The organism is Nonomuraea sp. B5E05 (genome assembly GCF_039880665.1).
In the GTDB taxonomy this organism is placed as follows: Bacteria; Actinomycetota; Actinomycetes; order Streptosporangiales; family Streptosporangiaceae; genus Nonomuraea.
Genome location: NZ_JBDPMJ010000001.1, coordinates 413,218 through 434,118 on the forward strand (window position 1 = coordinate 413,218; position 20,901 = coordinate 434,118).

22 protein-coding genes are annotated in these 20,901 nt (G+C 71.1%); 16 read left to right on the forward strand and 6 right to left on the reverse strand.

The window, feature by feature from the left end; all coding sequences use genetic code 11:
- Window positions 1-14: 14 nt before the first annotated feature.
- Entirely contained in the window at window positions 15-440 is a 426-nt protein-coding gene (locus tag ABGB01_RS01950) for a hypothetical protein (protein ID WP_347769584.1), read from the reverse strand.
- Window positions 441-541: 101 nt separating this feature from the next.
- Between ABGB01_RS01950 and ABGB01_RS01955 the strand changes: the two genes are divergently transcribed.
- Complete coding sequence (locus ABGB01_RS01955) at window positions 542-1,441, forward strand: LysR family transcriptional regulator (RefSeq protein ID WP_347769586.1); 900 nt, start codon at window positions 542-544, stop codon at window positions 1,439-1,441.
- Window positions 1,442-1,570: 129 nt separating this feature from the next.
- Here ABGB01_RS01955 and ABGB01_RS01960 read toward each other — a convergent pair whose 3' ends face one another.
- From ABGB01_RS01960 to ABGB01_RS01970, 3 genes are all read right to left on the reverse strand, one after another.
- The gene (locus ABGB01_RS01960) at window positions 1,571-1,753 is read right to left on the reverse strand and encodes a hypothetical protein (RefSeq protein WP_347769588.1); all 183 of its coding nucleotides are present in this window, start codon (window positions 1,751-1,753) and stop codon (window positions 1,571-1,573) included.
- A gap of 171 nt (window positions 1,754-1,924) precedes the next feature.
- Window positions 1,925-2,668, reverse strand: coding sequence for a GntR family transcriptional regulator (locus ABGB01_RS01965; protein ID WP_347769590.1), 744 nt, complete (start codon window positions 2,666-2,668; stop codon window positions 1,925-1,927).
- A gap of 87 nt (window positions 2,669-2,755) precedes the next feature.
- Entirely contained in the window at window positions 2,756-4,069 is a 1,314-nt protein-coding gene (locus ABGB01_RS01970) for a hypothetical protein (protein ID WP_347769592.1), read from the reverse strand.
- A gap of 89 nt (window positions 4,070-4,158) precedes the next feature.
- Here ABGB01_RS01970 and sucC point away from each other — a divergent pair, with 89 nt between their 5' ends.
- The 6 genes from sucC to ABGB01_RS02000 are packed head-to-tail and all read left to right on the forward strand — an operon-like array spanning window position 4,159 to window position 11,050.
- Entirely contained in the window at window positions 4,159-5,289 is a 1,131-nt protein-coding gene (gene sucC, locus ABGB01_RS01975) for an ADP-forming succinate--CoA ligase subunit beta (RefSeq protein ID WP_347769594.1), read from the forward strand.
- Window positions 5,289-6,173: a succinate--CoA ligase subunit alpha gene (gene sucD / locus ABGB01_RS01980; protein ID WP_347769596.1), complete on the forward strand. Its 885-nt coding sequence runs from the start codon at window positions 5,289-5,291 to the stop codon at window positions 6,171-6,173. Before sucC ends, sucD begins: the two co-directional genes overlap by 1 nt.
- Window positions 6,170-6,934 carry a TIM barrel protein gene (locus tag ABGB01_RS01985; protein WP_347769598.1) on the forward strand — a complete coding sequence of 255 codons (765 nt, stop codon included), beginning with the start codon at window positions 6,170-6,172 and terminating at the stop codon, window positions 6,932-6,934. The genes sucD and ABGB01_RS01985 overlap by 4 nt, the downstream gene beginning before the upstream one ends.
- On the forward strand, window positions 6,931-7,791 hold the full coding sequence (locus ABGB01_RS01990) for an NAD(P)-dependent oxidoreductase (protein ID WP_347769600.1): 861 nt from the start codon (window positions 6,931-6,933) through the stop codon (window positions 7,789-7,791). The genes ABGB01_RS01985 and ABGB01_RS01990 overlap by 4 nt, the downstream gene beginning before the upstream one ends.
- A complete protein-coding gene (gcl, locus tag ABGB01_RS01995; protein ID WP_347769602.1) occupies window positions 7,788-9,509 on the forward strand; it encodes a glyoxylate carboligase in 1,722 nt (573 codons plus the stop codon). The genes ABGB01_RS01990 and gcl overlap by 4 nt, the downstream gene beginning before the upstream one ends.
- 11 nt (window positions 9,510-9,520) lie before the next feature.
- Window positions 9,521-11,050, forward strand: coding sequence for an aldehyde dehydrogenase family protein (locus tag ABGB01_RS02000; protein ID WP_347769604.1), 1,530 nt, complete (start codon window positions 9,521-9,523; stop codon window positions 11,048-11,050).
- A gap of 43 nt (window positions 11,051-11,093) precedes the next feature.
- Here the strand turns inward: ABGB01_RS02000 and ABGB01_RS02005 are convergent, their stop codons facing one another.
- Window positions 11,094-11,558, reverse strand: a complete 465-nt coding sequence (locus ABGB01_RS02005; RefSeq protein ID WP_347769606.1) for a DUF6703 family protein — start codon at window positions 11,556-11,558, stop codon at window positions 11,094-11,096.
- Between the two features lie 63 nt (window positions 11,559-11,621).
- Between ABGB01_RS02005 and ABGB01_RS02010 the strand changes: the two genes are divergently transcribed.
- Together ABGB01_RS02010 and ABGB01_RS02015 are read left to right on the forward strand one after the other, a co-directional pair.
- Window positions 11,622-11,909 carry an antibiotic biosynthesis monooxygenase gene (locus ABGB01_RS02010; protein WP_347769608.1) on the forward strand — a complete coding sequence of 96 codons (288 nt, stop codon included), beginning with the start codon at window positions 11,622-11,624 and terminating at the stop codon, window positions 11,907-11,909.
- A gap of 93 nt (window positions 11,910-12,002) precedes the next feature.
- Entirely contained in the window at window positions 12,003-13,388 is a 1,386-nt protein-coding gene (locus ABGB01_RS02015) for a glycine--tRNA ligase (protein WP_347769610.1), read from the forward strand.
- Window positions 13,389-13,503: 115 nt separating this feature from the next.
- Here ABGB01_RS02015 and ABGB01_RS02020 read toward each other — a convergent pair whose 3' ends face one another.
- Window positions 13,504-14,781, reverse strand: coding sequence for an ATP-binding protein (locus tag ABGB01_RS02020; RefSeq protein WP_347769612.1), 1,278 nt, complete (start codon window positions 14,779-14,781; stop codon window positions 13,504-13,506).
- A gap of 263 nt (window positions 14,782-15,044) precedes the next feature.
- Here ABGB01_RS02020 and ABGB01_RS02025 point away from each other — a divergent pair, with 263 nt between their 5' ends.
- The 7 genes from ABGB01_RS02025 to ABGB01_RS02055 are packed head-to-tail and all read left to right on the forward strand — an operon-like array spanning window position 15,045 to window position 20,878.
- Complete coding sequence (locus ABGB01_RS02025) at window positions 15,045-15,191, forward strand: hypothetical protein (protein ID WP_165974692.1); 147 nt, start codon at window positions 15,045-15,047, stop codon at window positions 15,189-15,191.
- Window positions 15,188-16,198 carry an AAA family ATPase gene (locus ABGB01_RS02030; RefSeq protein WP_347769614.1) on the forward strand — a complete coding sequence of 337 codons (1,011 nt, stop codon included), beginning with the start codon at window positions 15,188-15,190 and terminating at the stop codon, window positions 16,196-16,198. Before ABGB01_RS02025 ends, ABGB01_RS02030 begins: the two co-directional genes overlap by 4 nt.
- Window positions 16,195-17,181 (forward strand): DUF58 domain-containing protein, encoded by a 987-nt coding sequence (locus ABGB01_RS02035; RefSeq protein WP_347769616.1) that lies wholly within the window; start codon window positions 16,195-16,197, stop codon window positions 17,179-17,181. Before ABGB01_RS02030 ends, ABGB01_RS02035 begins: the two co-directional genes overlap by 4 nt.
- Complete coding sequence (locus ABGB01_RS02040) at window positions 17,178-18,119, forward strand: VWA domain-containing protein (protein WP_347769618.1); 942 nt, start codon at window positions 17,178-17,180, stop codon at window positions 18,117-18,119. The genes ABGB01_RS02035 and ABGB01_RS02040 overlap by 4 nt, the downstream gene beginning before the upstream one ends.
- Window positions 18,116-19,039: a trypsin-like peptidase domain-containing protein gene (locus ABGB01_RS02045; protein WP_347769620.1), complete on the forward strand. Its 924-nt coding sequence runs from the start codon at window positions 18,116-18,118 to the stop codon at window positions 19,037-19,039. Before ABGB01_RS02040 ends, ABGB01_RS02045 begins: the two co-directional genes overlap by 4 nt.
- 10 nt (window positions 19,040-19,049) lie before the next feature.
- Window positions 19,050-19,712: a response regulator transcription factor gene (locus ABGB01_RS02050; protein ID WP_347769622.1), complete on the forward strand. Its 663-nt coding sequence runs from the start codon at window positions 19,050-19,052 to the stop codon at window positions 19,710-19,712.
- A complete protein-coding gene (locus ABGB01_RS02055; protein WP_347769624.1) occupies window positions 19,709-20,878 on the forward strand; it encodes a HAMP domain-containing sensor histidine kinase in 1,170 nt (389 codons plus the stop codon). The genes ABGB01_RS02050 and ABGB01_RS02055 overlap by 4 nt, the downstream gene beginning before the upstream one ends.
- Window positions 20,879-20,901: the final 23 nt, after the last annotated feature.

Sequence of the window (20,901 nt, forward strand, 5' to 3'; positions counted from 1 at the left end):
CCGTGGTGCCGTCGTCAGCTGAGTGGGAGCGGGGGGTTCGCGCTGCGGAGGTGTTCCACCGTGATGAAGGCCAGTTCGTCGCCGCCGACGTTCTCCAGGTCGTGCAGCAGGTACTCCCCGGCGCCGAAGACGTACTCACGGGTTTCGCCGCGGCGGTAGGAGACTTCGCGCGTGGTGCCGTCGTGGGTGTGCTGGCGGCTGCGTCCGTCGGTCAGCGCCGTCCAGAAATAGTCGAGCACGTGCCGGTGCGCCGGCAGCCGCTCGCCGGGGGCGAGCGTGATCTGCCAGACGCGCACCCGCTCGGACTCATGGAGCAGCAGCCCGCCGACCTGGCCGTTGTGAGCGTTGGCCCGGAACTCCTCCCGGAGGCTCGCCGGCCAGTCTCTGAAGTCCGTCGCCACGACGTCGCCTGCGAGGGGGAGCTCGTCCAGGTAGGTCACAGTGGCCTCTTTCCGTCGAACGTGGGCTGTGGAAAGAGTTTCGTGGCAGGCGCACCGATTAGTCGAACTCATATATGTCATAGATCCGATAGGCTCTGTTTATGGTGAGCCTGCGTCAGATCGAATACCTCGTCACCGTCGTGGAAGAGGGCTCCTTCACGCGGGCCGCCGCGCAGCTCCACGTCACGCAGCCCGCGCTGTCCCACCAGATCCAGGCGCTCGAACGGTCCGTAGGCGCCACGCTGCTGGAACGAGCATCACGCGGCGCGCATCTCACCCCGGCCGGACGCGCCTTCCTGCCCCACGCCAGGGCCGTCCTCCTCGACGCGGCCAGAGCTCTGTCGGCGGCCAGGCAGTCGGTGGGGCTGGCCGGCGGCGAGCTGCGGCTCGCGACCACCTACTCGATCAGTCTCGGCCTGCTGCCCGCCGCCCTGCGGCTGTGGAGCCGGCGCCACCCCGACGTCGACGTACGCCTCCACGAGCACCGGCACGCGGACGAGCTGACCAGGGCCATGGCGGAAGGGCAGGCGGACCTGGCCATCGGGCCCCGCCCGTCGGACTGGACGGGCCCCATCCACACGCTCGGCATCGAGAACTTCGTCATCGTGGTCTCGCGCGACGACCCGCTCGCCGTCCGCAGGGCCACGGAGGTGCGGCTCGGCGAGCTCCGTGAGCGCCGCTGGGTGCACTACGCACCCGACAACGGCCTCGCCGACGTCCTCAACGCGGCGTGCGCGAAAGCGTCGTTCCAACCCGGCATCGCGGTGCGGACCGAACAGACCGCGTCCGCGCCCGTCCTCGCGGCCGCAGGCCTCGGGCCGGCGATGGTGCCTGCCAACATCGTGCCGGACGGATACGAGGGCTACGCCCTTCAGCCGTCACCGGCGGTGCACCGGGAACTCACCGCCTACACGCGTACCGTTCCCGATGCACTCGGCAAGGCCTTCCTCGTCATCCTGCAGGAAAGCACGCGTGAGCGTCTGTCTCGTTCCGCATCATGACCTGGCCATCGGCCTCAAATCGCGGGACATCTCCGCGCCGGCTCCCAGACCACGATCCACATCGCTCTTCCTCGCCGGCGCGTGGATCAACCGCCCCGGCGGAAATCGTTCACTGACGTTGCGACCCGCTCAGCATCGGGGGCTCTGGCGTACGTCGTGCTCCGCGGTCCACTGGCGCAGGTAGCGCTCCGCGTCGTCGGCGGAGTAGTGCTTCCTGAGCGCCGTGCTGAGGCCGAGGCCGATCATCCGGCCGTCGGCGGAATGCCCCGCGGGATCACCTAGGAGAAAGCGGATCAGCGCCTTCACGGTCATGCACCTCCCATCTCTGCTACGCATCCTCTGCCCGAGGTGTTACGCAGCATGTCGTCTTCTGTGAACGTCAGATCACCCCGCGGGTCATCCCCGCAGGTCACCCCGCGGCGGGTCCGAGCAGGTCCTTCTGGACGCTCCGCGCGGGTCGCCCCGCGCGGGTCTACACCGCGGTCAGCCCGCGGACGGAGTGCGGGGGCGGCGCCGGCGCACCGGCTTGGGCGCGGGCTCCACGGGCTCGTTCTCCCGCTGCTCCATGTAGGAGGCGCGGGTGTGCTCGGTGTGGTCGCGCATGATCTTGGCGGCGCGGTCCTCGTCGCCCGCCTCGATGGCGTCGATCAGTGAGGCGTGCTCGTCCCACGAGGCCATGCCCCGCTGGCGGGCCACCGGCGTGTGATACCACCGCACGCGCCTGGCCACCTGGGCGGCCAGCTCCGCGAGGACCTTGTTGCCCGACAGGTCGGTCACCAGGGCATGCAGCTCGGAGTTGGTGGCGACGGCCGCGTCGACGTCGTCGGACTGCACCGCGGCGATGCCGCGTGAGCACAGCGCGCGCAGCCGTTTCACGCCGTCCTCGCCGGCGTGCACGGCGGCCAGCCGGGCCGACTCGGTCTCGAGCAGCGTGCGGACGGCCAGCAGCTGGTCGGCCTCCTCAAGCGTCGGGACGTGCACGAACGCCCCCTGGCCCGGGTGCAGGTCGACCCAGCCCTCGCCGCTGAGCTGCTGCAGCGCCTCGCGGACCGGCTGCCGGGAGACCCCGAGCAGCTCGGCCAGCTCGCTCTCGACGAGGTGCTGGCCGGGCTTGAGCTGGCCGGAGACGATGAGCTCTTGGATAGCCTCTATGACGCTCTCCCGGAGCGTGGCGGGACGGGGAATCTTCGCGGCCGCCGTCTGACCGGCCTGATCCGACAGCAACATGGGCACGTCTCCAGGGCTGAGCTAAAAAGTTTTTGGTCGACTGCCTACAGCATACCGGCCAACGATTGTCCATGGTCGTGAGTCTCATCACAGCGGGATCGTCGCGGGCAGGCCGGGGATGCGCAGGCGGGGCGCCGCCAGCGCGGGCAGCGCGGCCAGGGCGGCGGCGGTCAGCAGCGTGGCGCCGGGAGCGGTCAGGGCCGCCACGGCCAGGGCCACGGCGCCGACGCCCGCCAGCGCCTTGGCGCTGTAGATGACGGCGTGGATCTCGCCGGCGCGCTCGGTGCCGAAGAACTCGCGCACCAGGCTGGCGAGCAGCGGGTAGAAGGCGCCACCGCCCAGCCCGGCCGCGATCGCGCCGAGCCAGAGCAGACCGGCGCTGACGTTCGCCTGCGCCGGCGAGCCGCCCACGTGTGCGCCGCCGGCGGCCAGCAACACCTGGCCGACCGCGAGCGCGCCCAGCACGGCGGCCAGCACCCGCCTGCGGCCGAACAGTTCAGAGCAGCGCATGGCCACCGACCTGCTGGCGCCGTTCAGCGCCACCATGAGGGCCACCGCGCCCCACGTCCCCGTGCCCGCCACCACGATCACGTCGAAGACCGACACGGCGCCCGAGCAGGTCAGGATCAGGGCGAGCGCGGGCAGCGTCCGCGTGCGCAGCGCCTGGGCGAGCAGGAACTGCTTGGCCGCCTCCGGGGTGACGCGCAACCGCGCCGCGTCGAGGGCGTGCGTGCGTGGGTCGACGTCGTCGGGCCACCACAGGGCCGGAGGGAGCCGGAGGTGGCGGGCGGCCGTCCCGATGACCGCCACCGCGACGGCCGCGGCGGTCAGGAAGGCGGCCTGCGTGGCGCCGGGGGCGATGCCGGCCCAGAGCAGCAGGGGTACCGCCCCGTACCCGAAGGCGCCGGTGATCAGGCCGACCCGGGCGGCGGGCCGTTCCGGGAACCAGGAGGAGACGACCTCGCCGCAGACGCCGTAGACCAGGCCCGCGCCCAGCCCGCCGAGCAGCCCGTAGCCGGTGAGAGCGGCCAGGCTCACGGAGCCGAGGGCGCCGCCCGCGAGCGCGGTGGCGGCGCCCTCGGCCGACGGCGCCGCGACCGTGAGGGCCGCCGTGACGAGGCCGAGCCCGCTCAGCGCCGCTCCGAGCGCGAGGCTCACGCGTACGCTGAGGCGCCCGCGCCGCACCAGGTGAAGGGCGGGCAGCGCGCCCGCGGCCTGGCAGGCGATCCAGACGGCCAGCAGGGTCGGCTCTTTCTGGGCGAGCAGCGCGGCGTAGCCGTACTGCAGCGGGCTGATCGCGGCCATGGCGGCCAGGGACAGCCAGAACATGCGCTTGCGGTCGGCGGGGACGGGCCCGGGAAGGTACGAGCGGCCACGCCAGTCTCGAACTGCATTCTCCATACTGTATGGAATATCCAGTAGACGGAGCCCTGTCGAGACCCTAGACGAGGGATATTCCATACGGTATACCGTCTACAAAGGAGGCTCGAATGGACCTGTACGAATACCAGGCGAAGGAGCTCTTCGGGCGTCACGGGATCCCGGTCCCCGCCGGCAGGGTCGCCACCACCCCCGCGCAGGCCGGCGCGATCGCGGCCGAGCTGAACGCGCCCGTTGTCATCAAGGCCCAGGTCAAGACCGGCGGACGCGGCAAGGCGGGCGGCATCAGGACCGCGGCGGGGCCGGTCACCGCGGAAGTGGAGGCCGACCGCGTCCTCGGCATGGACATCAAGGGGCACGTCGCGCGGAGCGTGCTGGTCGAGACCGCGACCGTGCCGTTCGAGGAGTACTACGCGGCCTTCCTGGTCGACCGGGCCGAGGGCGGGTTCCTGGCCATGGTGTCGAGCCAGGGCGGCATGGAGATCGAAGAGCTCGCCGCCACCGACCCAGACGCGCTGGTGAAGCTCCCCGTCGACCCGGTGTCCGGAGTGGACGCCGAGACCGCTCGGGCGCTCGCCGCCAAGGCGGGCCTGCCCGAGCAGGCGGCCGAGACGCTGGAGAAGCTGTGGCGGGTGCTGGTCGCGGAGGACGCCCTGCTGGTCGAGGTGAACCCGCTGATCTGCACCACCGACCAGCGGATCGTGGCGCTCGACGGCAAGGTGACCCTGGACGGCAACTCCGCCTTCCGGCACTCCTGGGAGCAGGAGGAACACGCGGACGGCCTGGAGGCCCGCGCCCGGGCCAAGGGACTGAACTACGTCAAGCTCGACGGCGAGGTCGGCGTGATCGGCAACGGCGCGGGCCTGGTCATGAGCACGCTCGACGTGGTCGCCGGAGCGGGGGCCGCCCCCGCCAACTTCCTGGACATCGGCGGCGGCGCGTCCGCCAAGGTCATGGCCGACGGGCTGGAGATCATCCTGGACGACCCCGGCGTGCGCTCGGTGCTGGTCAACGTCTTCGGCGGCATCACCGCCTGCGACGCGGTGGCGAACGGCATCGTCACCGCACTCGAGCTTCTCGGCGAACGCGGCCACGGCAGGCCCATCGTCGTACGGCTGGACGGCAACAACGCCGAGGTGGGCCGGCGCATCCTGAGCGACGCCAGGCATCCGGCCGTCCGCCAGGTCTCGACCATGGACGGCGCCGCCGAGACGGCGGCCAGACTCGCGGCAGGTGCATGATGGCGATCTTTCTGACCAAGGACAGCCGGGTGCTCGTGCAGGGCATGACGGGCGCCGAGGGCAGCAGGCACACGGCCCGCATGCTCGCCGCGGGCACCGACATCGTGGCCGGGGTGACACCCGGCAAGGGCGGGCGCTCGGTGGACTTCGGCGAGCGGACGGTGCCCGTGTTCGGCTCCGTGGCCGAGGCGATGACCGAGACGGGGGCCGACGTCTCCGTGGTCTTCGTGCCGCCCCGGTTCACCGGCTCGGCCGTGGAGGAGGCCGTCGAGGCGGGGATCCCGCTCTGCGTGGTCATCACCGAGGGCGTACCCGTGCACGACGCCGTACGCTTCCGCGCGCTGGCGAGCGGCCGCACCAGGATCATCGGGCCCAACTGCCCCGGCCTGATCAGCCCCGGCCAGTCCTCCGCCGGCATCATCCCCGCCGACATCACCTCCGCCGGGCGCATCGGGCTGGTCTCCAAGTCGGGCACGCTGACGTACCAGCTGATGTACGAGCTGCGCGACCTCGGCTTCTCCACCGCCGTCGGCATCGGCGGCGACCCGGTCATCGGCACCACCCACATCGACTGCCTCCAGGCGTTCGAGGAGGACCCGGGCACCGACGCCATCGTCATGATCGGCGAGATCGGCGGCGACGCCGAGGAGCGAGCCGCCGCCTACATCGCCGCGAACGTCACCAAGCCGGTGGTCGCCTACGTCGCCGGCTTCACCGCGCCGGAGGGCAAGACCATGGGGCACGCGGGCGCGATCGTGTCCGGCTCGTCCGGCACCGCCCAGGCCAAGAAGGAAGCCCTTGAGGCCGTCGGCGTCCGCGTCGGCCGGACCCCCTCAGAGACGGCCCGCCTCCTCCGCGCCACCCGCGAAGGGAGGTCTTCGTGAGGTTCACCGTCAATCTGTCCATCCTGTTCACCGACCTGCCGCTGCTGGAGCGTCCGGCCGCGGCGGCCAAGGCGGGGTTCGACGCCGTGGAGATGTGGTGGCCGTTCGACGGCCCCGACCCCGCGGGCGCGGAGCTGGCGGCGCTGCGGCAGGCCGTCGAGGACGCGGGAGTGCGCCTCACGGGGCTCAACTTCGACGCCGGGAACATGGCGACGGGCGATCGCGGCCTGCTGGCCAGGCCCGGCGGCTCGGCGAGGTTCCAGGCGAACGTCGACGTCGCGGTCCGGCTGGCGGGCGAGCTGGGCTGCGGGGTGCTCAACGCCCTGTACGGCAACGGCCCCGGCACCGACAGGGACCTGGCCGTGGCGAACATGAGGAGGGCGGCGGACGCGGCGGCGGAGATCGGCGCGACCGTGGTCGTCGAAGCCCTCAACTCCCACGAGAACCCGAAATATCCAATCACGTCGTCGCAGGCGGCGTTCGAGCTGATCGACGAGGTCGGCAGGGACAACGTGGCCTTCCTGGCCGACCTCTACCACCTGCACCGGATGGGCGAGGACGTGCTCGCGCTCATCGACGGGCACGCGGAACGCTTCGGCCACGTGCAGATCGCCGACGACCCCGGCAGGGGACGGCCGGGCAGCGGGCGCATGCCGTACCAGAAGATCTTCGCGCGGCTGGAGGCCGCCGGCTACCGCGGCCACGTCGGCCTGGAGTACCGGCACGAAGGGCCGGGCGCATTCGACTGGAGGCGCACATGAACGTCGGCTTCATCGGCTTGGGGATCATGGGCAGCCCCATGGCCGCCAACCTCGTCAAGGCCGGGCACGCCGTGACCGGGTACGACATCAGCGCCGAGCGGGTCGAGCAACTCGCCGGGCTGGGCGGCAAGGGCGCGGCCGGCGTGGTCGACGCGGTCGCCGGCGCGGACGTCGTGATCACCATGCTGCCCGACTCGCCGCAGGTGGAGGAGGTCGCGCCGCTGGTCGTCGAGTACGGCAAGCCGAACCTGCTCTACGTCGACATGAGCACCATCAAGCCGGAGACCTCCCGCAGGGTGGCGCGCCAGGCGGCGGCCGCTGGGGTACGGGCGCTGGACGCCCCGGTCAGCGGCGGCGAGCGCGGCGCGATCGACGGCACCCTGTCGATCATGGTGGGCGGCGACGCCGAGGACGTCGCGGCGGCCGGGCCGGTGCTGGGCAGCCTCGGCACGACCGTGGTGCACGTCGGCCCCGCGGGCGCGGGCCAGACCGTCAAGGCGGCCAACCAGCTCGTCGTCGGCGGCGTGTACGGGCTCGTGTCGGAGGCCATCGTGCTGCTGGAGGCCTCGGGCGTCGACCCGGCCGCCGGCCTGGACGTGCTCGCGGCCGGCCTGGCGGGCTCCAGGATCCTCGAGCTCAAGCGCCACACCATGGTCAAGCGGGAGTTCGCCCCGGGGTTCCGCATCGACCTGCACCACAAGGACATGGGCATCGCGGTCGCCGCGGCCCGCGAGGCCGGGGTCAGCCTGCCCCTCACCGGGCAGGTCGCCCAGCTCATGGCGGCGGCCAGGGCGCAGGGCCACGGCTCGCTCGACCATTCCGCCCTGCTCAAAGTGATCGAAAGGCTGAATGGATGAATCGCATTCCATGCATGGAGGCCGTGGTCGCGGTGCTGGAGTCGGAGGGCGTGGACACCGTCTTCGGCATCCCCGGCGCGGCCATCCTGCCGCTCTACGCGGCGCTCCAGAAGAGCTCGATCCGGCACATCACGGTACGCCACGAGGAGGGCGGCACCCACGCGGCCGACGGCTGGGCCAGGGTGACGGGGAACGCCGGCGTCTGCATCGGCACGTCGGGCCCCGCCGGCACCAACATGATCACCGGTCTCTACACGGCGATGGCCGACTCGATCCCGATGATCTGCGTCACCGGCCAGGCCGCCACGTCGAAGCTGCACCAGGAGGCGTTCCAGGCGGTCGACATCGTGGAGATCGCCCGTCCGGTGACCAAGTGGGCGGTGCAGCTCAAGGAGCCCGCCCAGGCGCCGTGGGTGTTCCGCGAGGCGTTCAGGATCGCCAGGTCGGGCCGGCCGGGGCCGGTGCTCATCGACCTGCCGATCGACGTCCAGCGCGGCACCTGCCTGTACGACCGCGACGTGGACGCGCCGCTGCCCGTCGAGGCGCCGCGCCCGCTGCCGAAGGCCGTGCGCAAGGCCATGGACCTCCTGGCGGAGGCCAGGCGGCCCGTCATCCTGGCCGGCGGCGGCGTCATCATCGCCGACGCCTGCGGCGAGCTGCGCGCGCTGGCCGAGCACCTCCAGGTGCCGGTGCAGGTGACGCTCATGGGCAAGGGCGCCTTCCCCGAGGACCACCCGCTGTTCGCCGGGATGCCGGGCATCCAGACCCAGACGCGGTGGGGCAACGCCGCGTTCCTGGACAGCGACCTGGTGCTGGCCGTCGGCGCCCGCTTCGGCGACCGGCACACCGGCGACCTCGACGTCTACCGCCGGGGACGCAAGTTCGTGCACGTCGACATCGAGCCCATGCAGATCGGCCGGGTCTTCGAGCCCGACCTGGGGATCGTCGGCCACGCCAAGCCGGTGCTCGCCGACCTGCTGGCCGAGGCGCGCGGGCGGAGCGGGCCGAAGGAGCCGGGCAAGTGGGTGCGCAGGGTCTCCGACCTGCGCCGCACGATGACGCGCCGCGACGACTTCGACGACGTGCCGATCAAGCCGCCCAGGGTGTTCAAGGAGATCAACGAGTATTTCGGCAGGGACACCACGTTCGTCACCGCCATCGGGCTCTACCAGATCTGGTCGGGTCAGTTCCAGACGACCTACCTGCCGCGGCGCTACCTGGTCTGCGGGCAGGCGGGGCCGCTGGGCTGGGAGGTGCCCGCGGCCATGGGCGTCAAGTGCGCGCATCCCGAGCGGCAGGTGGTGGCCGTGGTCGGCGACTACTCCTTCCAGTTCCTGATGGAGGAGGTCGCGGTCGCCGCCCAGTACCGCGTCCCGTTCGTCATCGTGATGATCAACAACGAGTACCTGGGACTCATCCGGCAGGCGGAGATCCCGTACGACATGAACTTCGCCGTGGACCTGCACTACGGGGAAGGCGGCATCGACCATGTCAAGGCCATGGAGGCGTTCGGCTGCCCGGCGCGCCGCGTGGAGCTGCCGGGCGACCTGCCCGGCGCGCTGGCGTGGGCGTCGGCCGAGTCTGCGCGCGAGCGGCTGCCGGTGCTGGTGGAGGTGATGGTCGAACGCGAGGCCAACGCCGCCATGGGTCCCTCGCTCGACGCGGTCAAGGAGTTCGAGCCGCTGCCCGAGCTCATCACCGCCGACTGGTCCGACTGAGAGGAGCTCTCATGCAGCTCAAACCGGGTACGGCCTGGCAGGACGCCTACGACCGTTGCCACACGGCGGCTCCCGAGGCCTTCCACGACGACCGCGTGCTGAACCACTGGGGCGGCATGTGGCACCGCGACGGGCGCCCCGTGCCGGGGTTCTCACCGCTGGACGGCACGGCCATCGCCGGCCTGCCCCGGCTCGACCGGGCCGGGGCCGCGCGGGCGGTGGCCGGGGCCGTCGAGGAGCACAACCGGTGGCGGTACCTGCCGATGGCCGAGCGCAAGGCGATGGTCGCGGCGGCCGTGGAGTCCATGGCCGCCCACCGCGACCTGCTGGCCCTGCTGCTGGTCTGGGAGATCGGCAAGCCGTGGAAGACGGCCTGCGCCGACGTGGACCGCTGCCTGGACGGCGTGCGCTGGTATCTCGACGAGATCGACCGCATGGTGGCGGGACGCTCGCCGCTGCCGGGGCCGGTCAGCAACATCGCGAGCTGGAACTATCCGATGAGCGTGCTCATGCACGCCATGCTCGTGCAGGCGCTGGCCGGCAACGCGGTGATCGCCAAGACGCCCACGGACGGCGGGTTGTGCTGCCTCACGCTGGCCTGCGCGCTGGCCGTGCGGGAAGGGCTTCCGTTCACGCTGGTCAGCGGGGGAGGGGCCGAGCTGTCACCGGTGCTGGTGGCGGGGCGCGCGCTGGGCTGCGTGTCGTTCGTGGGCGGCAGGGACGCGGGCGCCAAGGTGGCGACCTCGCTGGCCGACCTCGGGCGCCGGCACGTGCTGGAGCAGGAGGGGCTGAACTGCTGGGGCGTGTGGGAGTACGGCGACTGGGACCTGCTCACGAGGCAGATCCGGGCGTCGTTCGACTACGGCAAGCAGCGGTGCACGGCCTATCCGCGGTTCGTGGTGCAGCGGTCGGCGTTCCACGAGTTCCTGGGCGCGTACGTGTCGGCTGTGGGGTCGCTGCGCTTCGGCCACCCGCTCGCGGTCGCCGAGCCGGACGACCCGCTGCCGGAGCTGGCCTTCGGCCCGCTGATCAACGCCTCGAAGGCCAAGGAGCTGGCCGACCAGGTGGACGAGGCCGTGGCGCGGGGCGGCGTGCCGATCCACCGCGCGGCCATCGAGTCCGGACACTTCCTCCCAGGGCAGGATATTTCCGCATACTTTGCCCCGACCGCGATCCTCAACCCGCCCCCCTCCTCACCCCTGCACCACGCCGAGCCCTTCGGCCCCGTCGACACGATCGTCCTGGTGGACACGGAGGCCGAGTTGCTGGCCGCCATGAACGCCAGCAACGGCGCGCTCGTCGCCACCCTTTCCTGCGACGACGAGGAGACCTTCCACCGCCTCGCCCCCGAGGTGCGGGCGTTCAAGGTGGGCCACAACAAGCCGCGCTCGCGCGGCGACCGCGAGGAGTTGTTCGGCGGGCTCGGCGCGTCGTGGCGCGGCGCGTTCGTCGGAGGCGAACTGCTGGTGCGCGCCGCCACGAGCGGCCCCGACAACGAACGCCTGCCGGGCAACTTCCCGCACTACACGCTGCTGCCCTGAGGCGATCCCTCAGGAAGGCCGCGCAGGCGCCACAGCGGGTCCGTCAGAAGGCGGCCGAAGCGGGCCCGCAGAAGGCGCCGAAGCGGGTCGCCGCGAGCAGGACGAGAAACGTCAGCATGGCGACCCGCAGCAGCTTCCCGCCGGCCCCCAGAGAAGGCCACGACAGATAGGCCAGCCACCCGATGAACGCGATCACGGGCAGGACGGCGACCCCGCCCAGCGGATTGCTCACGGCGAACCCGGCCAGCAGCAGGACCACCAGCACCACCGGCGCCACCCACCGGGGCACCTGCGTGAAAAGGAACGTCATCGGCACGGCGCTGCGCTGCTCGACGGCCTTGCGCAGGCCCGTCGCGCCCGGCGTGAAGAACTGCTCGCCCTGCGGGACCGGACGTTTGCCACCGGGCCGGTCGCCGGGCCGGCCGGCACGCCGGTCGTTGTGCTGGTCGCCGCGCTTGCCGCCGGGCTTGCTGCCGTGCCTGCCGCCGCGTTCACTGTCAGGGGCCACGGGGAAGAGCCTACGCGTGTCGCGCGGACGCGGTGCTCCGGAAGGGGCCTCTAGGCTGGTCGCGTGCTCGCCGTGATCCGATACTCCGTTCCAGAGTCCCAGTCGCAGGACTTCGTCAAACAGGGCCACGCCATCCTCGACCTGCTCGCCACCCAACCGGGCTATCAGCGCGGCCGGCTGGCCCGCTCGGTCGACGAGCCCAACCTGTGGGCCCTGGTCAGCGAGTGGGAGGGCGCCGGTTTCTACCGCAGAGCCCTCTCCGCCGCCCGGATGGTGATGTATCCATTGATGATTCTCATGGTCAACGAACCCAGCGCATATGAGGACGTCCACGTTCGGGACGGTGCGTAACAATACTCGCGCGCGAGAGCGTTCGAGAGTCCCCTAAGCTGGGATCTCACCAATTTCACTCGCCGACCTCCAGCCGGAAAGAGAATCACCGACATGGCACGACGCACCGACGTCATGGACACCATCGTCAGCCTCGCCAAGCGCCGCGGGCTCGTCTACCCGTCGAGCGAGATCTACGGCGGACTGCGCGCGTCGTGGGACTACGGTCCACTGGGCGTCGAGCTGAAGAACAACGTCAAGCGGCAGTGGTGGCTGTCGATGGTCCAGTCGCGCGACGACGTGGTGGGCCTCGACTCCTGCGTCATCCTGGCGCCCGAGGTGTGGCGGGCCAGCGGCCACGTCGACACCTTCAGCGACCCGCTGACCGAGTGCCTGTCCTGCCACAAGCGCTTCAGGGCCGACCACCTCATCGAGGCCTACGAAGAGAAGAACGGCAAGACGCCCGAGGGCGGCCTGGCCGACATCACCTGCCCCAACTGCGGCAACAAGGGCACCTTCACCGAGCCCCGGCAGTTCAGCGGGCTGCTCAAGACCTACCTCGGCCCGGTCGAGGACGAGTCGGGCCTGGCCTACCTTCGGCCCGAGACCGCGCAGGGCATCTTCATCAACTACCTCAACGTGCAGCAGTCGGCGCGCAAGAAGATCCCGTTCGGCATCGGCCAGATCGGCAAGTCGTTCCGCAACGAGATCACGCCGGGCAACTTCATCTTCCGCACCCGCGAGTTCGAGCAGATGGAGATGGAGTTCTTCGTCAAGCCCGGCACCGACGAGGAGTGGCACCAATACTGGATCGACGAGCGCTTCCGGTGGTATTCCGACCTCGGCATCAACAAGGACAACCTGCGCCTCTACGAGCACCCGCAGGAAAAGTTGTCCCACTACTCCAAGCGCACCGTCGACGTCGAATACCGCTTCAACTTCGTCGGCTCCGAGTGGGGTGAGCTCGAGGGCATCGCCAACCGCACCGACTTCGACCTCACCTCCCACGCCAAGGCGTCCGGCGCCGACCTCAGCTTCTTCGAGCAGGACAGCGGGGAGCGCTACGTCCCCTACGTCATCGAGCCGGCCGCCGGTGTCGACCGCGCCACGCTGACGTTCCTGATCGACGCCTACACCGAGGACGAAGCGCCCAACGCCAAGGGCGTCATGGAGAAGCGCACGGTCATGCGGCTCGACCACCGGCTCGCCCCGGTCAAGGCCGCGGTGCTGCCGCTCTCGCGCAACGCCGACCTGTCGCCTAAGGCGCGCGATCTGGCCGCGCAGCTGCGCCGCCGGTGGAACGTCGAGTTCGACGACGCGGGCGCGATCGGCCGCCGCTACCGCCGCCAGGACGAGATCGGCACGCCGTTCTGCATCACCGTCGACTTCGACACCCTCGAGGACAACGCGGTGACGATCCGCGAGCGTGACTCCATGGCCCAGGAGCGCATCTCCATCGACGGCGTCGACGCCTACCTGCGCCAGCACCTGAACGACTGATCGCGCCGTTGCCGTCAGGGCCGCCCGCCGTCGTCCGGCAGGCGGCCTTCGGTGTTTCCGCAGGAGCAGTCCAACAGTTGGTGGGCGCGGCATTTGCTGGTCCTTGGATGGGCGCCTACCACGAGGTCGGCAACGGGGTCCACAGCCGATCGGCGGGCATCACGAAGAGCCTGTCGTCGTGTCTGAAGGACTGCTGACCGAGATTGATCAGGACCCCTCCTGCGAAGGTGGCGCCAAGCCGGTCTCTGAGCAGGCGGAGACCGCGGAAGTCGGCTTCTTCGACCGAAGATTTCGCCTTGACTTCGACACCGATGACCTCGCCTTCACCTGACTCGATGACCAGGTCCACCTCTCGCTGGTCACGGGTGCGGAAGTGGCTGAACTCCACCACCGACTCGGCCCAGCCCGCTTGCTTGAGCAACTCGTTGACCACGAAGGTCTCCACCACCTTGCCGAACTCGGTCAGCGTGGCTGGGTCGCGTCTGTTCAACTTGCGCTGGCTGATGCCGAGCAGGTGTGCGGCCAGCCCGCTGTCAACCAGGTGAATTTTTGGTGATCTGCCTACTTTGCTGCTCAGGGTGCGACCATAGGAGTCGAGCCGATGCGCCAGGAAAACCGACTCCAGCAGCGTGATGTAGTCGCCGACCAGTCGCTGATCGACCCCCACGTGCTGCGCGATGTCCGCGGCATTGACGACGCTTGCCGTGCGCGCCGCGAGATGGCGCAGGATGAGCGGCAGAACGTGGCGCTGCCTGACCTTCCTGATCTCCAGCACGTCCCGGTCGATCACCATGTCCACGAAATCCCTGAACCAGTGACCGCGCTCCGCGTCAGGCATGTCCAGCACCATCGGGAACCCGCCGGCGAGAATCATGCGCTCGTAATCGGCGCGTGTGGTCTTTGAGGGGATCGCCGTCACCAAGCTGCCAGGTTCGGCGAACATCGCGTCGATAAACGTCTCTTTGTGTCCCCCGAGCTCGCCCTGCGACAACGGCCACACCGTCATGATGTGCGCGCGCCCCGTGAGCGCCTGCCCAAGCCGTGGGAGCGCGCTGTAGCGAGTTGAGCCGGTGAGGATGTATCGGCCGGGTCGCAGATCGACATTGAGCTCCGCCTTGATGGCGGAGAGGATCTCGGGCACGTGCTGGAACTCATCGATGCAGACCGGCTCCAGCGGGCCGGCGGCGAAATGTGTCGGGTCTTGGGCGACCTGTCGGCGAACGGGTGGGCTGTCCAGATCGATGACGGGAACCTGATGCTTGCGGGCGCACGTATTGAGCAGTGTGCTTTTGCCGATCGTCCGGGGGCCGGTCAGGACGATGACCGGTCGCGTGGCGAGGCGATGCCGGATCACCTCGATCACATGCCGTGGGACAAGCGCTCCCTGATCCATCGCCCCTCCATATGTCAGCATCGTCTCCCCGAAAATATCAGATCTGTCCGGGGCCAAACGCGGGAATCGTCGCCTGTTGTATGTCAGGAGTGTCCCTGGAGGTCGGGGCTGGATCGCGGTGTCTGTGTCGCGTCAGGGGGAGGCGGGACGGAGACACTGGAGACCGAAAAATCGTATAAAGGCGGGAGTTACGCGGGCTTTCGCGCTTGCCTGATGACATGCCCTCTAAGCCGATAACGGCCATACGAGGGACGAGGGTCATCATGCGTACATCACGTTTCGCTCTTGTGCTGCTCGCCGCGGGCGCGGTGCTCATGACGGGGAGCGCCGCGTTCGCCGAACCCGAACCGACCGCGCTGGAGCTGCGGCTGGTCGTGGACGACTGCCCCGACAAGGTCGTGCAGCCATGACCGACCCGGCACTGCTCGAACGGGCGCTGTTCGAGGTCAAGCGGGTGATCGTGGGCCAGGACCACATGGTCGAGCGGTTGATCGTGGCGGTCGTCGCCAAGGGGCACTGCCTGCTCGAAGGTGTCCCGGGCATCGCCAAGACGCTGGCCGCCGAGACCACGGCGAGCGTGGTCGGGGGGACGTTCGCCCGCATCCAGTTCACGCCGGACCTGGTGCCGTCCGACATCATCGGCACGAGGATCTACCGGCCCTCGACCGAGTCGTTCGACATCGAGCTCGGTCCCGTCATGGTCAACCTGCTGCTCGCCGACGAGATCAACCGGGCGCCCGCCAAGGTGCAGTCGGCCCTGCTGGAGATCATGGCCGAGCGGCAGGTCAGCATCGGCGGCGTCACCCACGAGGTGCCCAGGCCGTTCCTGGTGCTGGCCACCCAGAACCCCATCGAGTCCGAAGGCGTCTACCACCTGCCCGAGGCGCAGCGCGACCGCTTCCTCATGAAGATCGACGTGGGCTATCCCAGCGAATCGGAGGAGCTGGCGATCGTCTACCGCATGAGCGTGGACCCGCCCGCGCCGCACGCCGTCCTCGACCCGGCGCAGGTCCTCGCGCTCCAGCGGCGGGCCGAGGAGGTCTTCGTGCACCACGCCGTCGCCGAGTACGCCGTCCGCCTCGTCTACGCCACCCGCGACCCCGACCGGTACGGGGTGCCGGACGTGCGGCGGTTGCTGGCGTTCGGGGCCAGCCCCAGGGCCACGCTCGGCCTGCTGTCGGCCGCCCGGGCACTGGCGCTCCTGCGGGGGCGCGACTACGTGCTGCCGGAGGACGTACGAGACCTGGCGCACGACGTGATGGCGCACCGGCTGGTGCTCTCCTTCGACGCGCTGGCCGACGGGGTCGTGCCCCGGGAGATCGTGGACCGGGTGCTGGCCGCCGTGCCGCTGCCCCTCATCGCGCCCCAACAGGAGGCGACGCGGCAGGAAACGATGCGGCAGGACGCGGTGGCATGAAGCCGTATCTGATCGCGGAGCCCGCGCTGCGCAGGCTCGAGCTGACGATCACCAGGAGGCTGGATGGACTGCTCCAGGGCGAACACCTCGGGCTGGTGCCAGGTCCCGGGAGCGAGCCCGCGCAGTCGCGGCCGTACCAGCCGGGGGACGACGTGCGGCGGATGGACTGGAACGTCACCGCCCGCACGAACGAGCCCCACGTGCAGGATCTGGTCGCCGACCGCGAGCTGGAGATCTGGGCCCTGCTCGACTCCACCGCGAGCATGGACTTCGGGACCGCCGCGCTGGAGAAGCGGGAGCTCGCCCTGGCCGCGCTGGCGGCGGTCGGTTTCCTCACCCAGCGGACCGGCAACCGGATCGGCACCCACCTGCTGCACGGCGGCGGCGTCAGGACGCTGCCCGCCAGGACGGGCCGGCCGCACCTGATGGCGCTGCTGCAGGCGGCGTTCGCGCTGCCGCGGACCCCGCCCGGCGTGGCGGAGCCGCTGCTCGGCGTGGCGGCCGAACAGCTCAGCCGGGTCGTACGGCGGCGCGGTCTCGTCGTGGTCGTGTCCGACTACCTGGACGCGCCGGAGACCTGGGAGCCGCCGCTGCGCAGGCTCGCCGCCCGACACCAGGTGCTGGCCGTGGAGGTGGTCGACCCCCGCGAGCTGACCCTGCCGGACGTAGGGATCCTCACGCTGATCGACCCGGAGACGGGACGGCGGCGGGAGGTCGCCACCGGCAACGCCCGGCTGCGCCGCCGGTACGAGGAGGCGGCGGCCGGGCAGCGCGACGCCATCACACGGGCGCTGCGCCGGGCCGGAGCCACCCACCTGCGGCTGCGTACGGACCGGGACTGGGTACGGGACCTGGTCCAGCACGTCGTACGGCAGCGCCGCCTGGCCGCACTGGCCCCGAGCCCGATGTTGCCCGCCCGGGGACCCGCCCGGGGACCCGCCCGGGGCTGCGGCACGCCTGGCACAGGAGGTGAGGTGGCGTGAGGCTGATCTCGCCCGTCTGGTTGCTGCTGCTCGTCCCCGTGGCGCTGCTCGCCGTCGCCTACGTGCTCATGTCGCTGCGCCGCAGCGCGTACGCCGTCCGGTTCACCAACCTCGACCTGCTCGACAGGGTGGCTCCGACAAGCCCCGGGTGGCGCAGGCACCTGCCGGCGGCGGCGCTGCTGCTCATGTTCGCGCTGGTGGTCGTGGGCTTCGCCAGGCCGACGGCCGAGGTGCAGGTGCCGAGGGAACGGGCCACGATCATGGTGGCGTTCGACGTGTCGGCGTCCATGAGCGCCACCGACGTCAGCCCCGACCGGTTCTCGGCGGCCCGGCAGGCGGCCAGGCAGTTCGTGGAGGGGCTGCCCGAGCGGTTCAACCTGGGCCTGGTGTCGTTCTCGTCGTCGGCCTCCGTGGCGGTGCCGCCGACCACGGACCGGCAGGCGGTGCTGAGCGCGCTCGGCCGGCTGAGCACGGCGTCGGGCACCGCCATCGGCGAGGCCGTCTACTCCTCGCTGGAGGCCATCGCCTCGCTCGACTCGGAGGAGGAGGCGCCGCCCGCGCACATCGTGCTGCTGTCGGACGGCTCCAACACGACCGGCCGCACGCTGAACGACGCGGCGGCCGAGGCGTCCTCGAAGGGCGTCCCGGTCACCACCATCGCCTACGGCACCGCGGGCGGCACCATCAGCCTCTCCGGTCAGGAGGTCCCGGTGCCGGTGGACGGTCCCGCGCTGCGCGGGCTGGCCGAGGCGGCGGGTGGCGGGTTCTACGAGGCGGCCAGCGGCAGCGAACTGCAGGCGGTCTACGAGGACATCGGCACGTCGGTCGGCTACCGCACCGAGCAGCAGGAGGTATGGCAGTGGTTCGTGGCGGCGGGACTGATCTGCGGGCTGATCGCGGCGGTGACGTCGATGGTGTGGTTCTCGAGGCTGCCGTGAGAGGCCTGGGCCGGCCGAGCGGGCCGGATTTCCGTACGGTGCCGCCCGGCGCCCGCCGGGACCCCGTACAGGAGCCGCCGCCCATGCTCGGCCCGCCACCTCCGGCGCAGCCGCCGCCCATACCGGGACCGCCGACCCCCGCGCAACCGCCGCCCGCGCAGGGCTCGCGGCCCGCGCAGGCGGCGGTGGGGAGAGGACGCCTGCTGGTGGTCGCCGCGCTCGTCGCGGCGGTCGCCGGCGGGGCGGCAGGAGCGGCGGGGGCCCGGCTCTCCGGGGTGTCCGAGCCGGCCCCCGTCGCGGCCCTGCCGAGGGTCGCGCCCGCGCCGTCGTCCGGCCTGGCCGGGCTGAGCGCGACGGCGGCGCGGGTGCTGCCCAGCGTGGTCTCCGTGGAGGCCGGCAGCCGGGGCGGGTCCGGCTTCGTGGTGGACGGGCGCGGCCACATCCTCACCAACGCGCACGTGGTCGGTGACAGCGGTCTGGCGACCGTGGTGCTGAGCGACGGCCGCAGGCTGAGCGCCCGCGTGGTCGGCGCGGACGACGACGAGGATCTGGCCGTGCTGGCGGTCGACCACCCCGGCGACCTGGCGCCCGTCACCCTCGGCCGGTCGTCTGACCTGTCCGTCGGCGACCAGGTGCTGGCCATCGGCTCGCCGCTGGGCCTTTCCGGCACGGTCACCGCGGGCATCGTCAGCGCCCTGGACCGGGAGGTGCGGCTGGGCGGGGCGCGGCGCACGGCCGTGCAGACGGACGCGTCCATCAACCCGGGCAACTCGGGTGGGCCGCTGGTGAACGACAGGGGCGAGGTCGTGGGGGTGAACACCGCCATCGCCGCCGGCCGAGGGGGCGGGAACATCGGCATCGGCTTCGCCATCCCCATCGACCGTGCCGCGCCCGTCGCGGAACGCATCATGCGAAATTAGGGTCACAAGCATGCGACTGCTGGTGGTGGAGGACGAGGAGGACCTGGTCGACGCGTTGCGGGTGGGCCTCGCCCGCGCGGGCTACGCGGTGGACGTGGCCTACGACGCGCCGTCCGCGCACGAGAAGTTGCAGGTCAACACGTACGACCTGGTCCTGCTCGACCTCAACCTGCCCGGCGGCGACGGCTTCCAGCTCTGCCGCACCGTGCGAGCGGCGGGCCAGGGCGTGCGGATCATCATGGTGACCGCGCGCGACCGGCTCGACGACCGTGTCCGCGGGCTCGACGAGGGGGCGGACGACTACCTGGTCAAGCCGTTCGCGTTCCCCGAGCTGCTGGCCCGGGTGCGGGCGCTGCTGCGCAGGGAGAGCGGCGGCACCTCCGTGCTCGAGGTGGGCGGGCTGCGCATCGACACGGCCAGGCTGGAGGTGTCGCTGGACGGCAGGTCGCTGGCGCTCACCCCCAAGGAATACGGCGTGCTGCACTACCTGATGACCAGGCCGGGTCACGTGGTCTCCAGCGAGGAACTGCTGGAGCACGTCTGGGACGAGCACGCCGACCCGTTCACCAACACCGTGCGCGTCACGGTCGGCAACCTGCGGCGCAAGCTCCAGGAGCACGGCCTGATCGAGACGGTGATCAGCCGGGGCTACCGGCTCAAGGAGCCGACATGATCCACACCATCCGCTTCCGGCTCACCGTGCTCTACTCGGGCCTGCTGTTCGTGCTGGCCGCGCTCGTGCTCGGCGGCATCTATTTCGCCGTCTCGAAATCCACCGACCAGCGCCCCTACACCACCGAGTACGCCAAGGCCTACTCGGGCAACCAGTACCTGGGCAAGCGGGAGGTCGTCTTCGTCCAGGAGGTCGAGAACGCGGTCAACGTCAAGACGCTGGCCACGCTGCGCGACTATTCGCTGGTCACGCTGGTCGGGCTCTATCTCGCCAGCCTGGGCATCGGCTGGGTGCTGGCCGGCCGCGTGTTGCGCCCCGTCAGGTCGATCACCCGCACCACGGAGGAGATCCAGGCCACCGACCTGGCCCGGCGCATCAAGCTCAACGGGCCGCGCGACGAGCTCAAGGACCTGGCCGACACCATCGACACCATGCTCGACCGGCTGGAGGAGGCGTTCAGCGCGCAGCGCCAGCTCATCGACGACGCCTCGCACGAGTTGCGCAGCCCGCTGACGATCATCCGGGCGAACGTGGACGCCGTGCTGTCCGCCCCCGACGCCAGCGACGAGGAGCGCGCCAGGGCCGTGGCCATCGTGGACCGCGCGACCACCCGCATGACGCGGCTCGTCGAGGACCTGCTGGCCAGCGCCAGGCGCCAGGGCACCGCGTTCGCCGACGCCGATCTCGACCTGGCCAGGGTGGCGGCGGAGGCGTGCGAGGAACACGCCACCCCGGCCGCCGCCCGGCACGTGCGGATCACCCGCGACCTGGGCTCCGGCCTGGACATGACCGGCGACTCCGACGCCCTGCGCCGCGCCGTGGCCAACCTGCTGTCCAACGCCGTGCGCCTCTCGCCGCCCGGCGCCACGATCCGCGTGGTGGCGGGCCGCGCGGAGGGCTGGCTGTGGGTGGCGGTCCGCGACGACGGGCCCGGGCTGGGTGAGGCGGACCAGCAGCGCGTCTTCGACCGCTTCTGGCGCGGCGAGGCCAGCCGCCGCGACCGCCACACGGGGCTCGGCCTGGCCATCGTGCGCCAGATCGTGGAGTCGCATGGAGGGCGGGTGGCGGTGTACTCGCGGCTGGGGGAGGGCGCGACGTTCGTGCTGTGGCTGCCGCCGCGTGACGGGGCGCCGGGCTCGCCGCCGGAGGACAATCCGCTCGCCTAGCGCCGTACGGAGGCGCCTTCGCC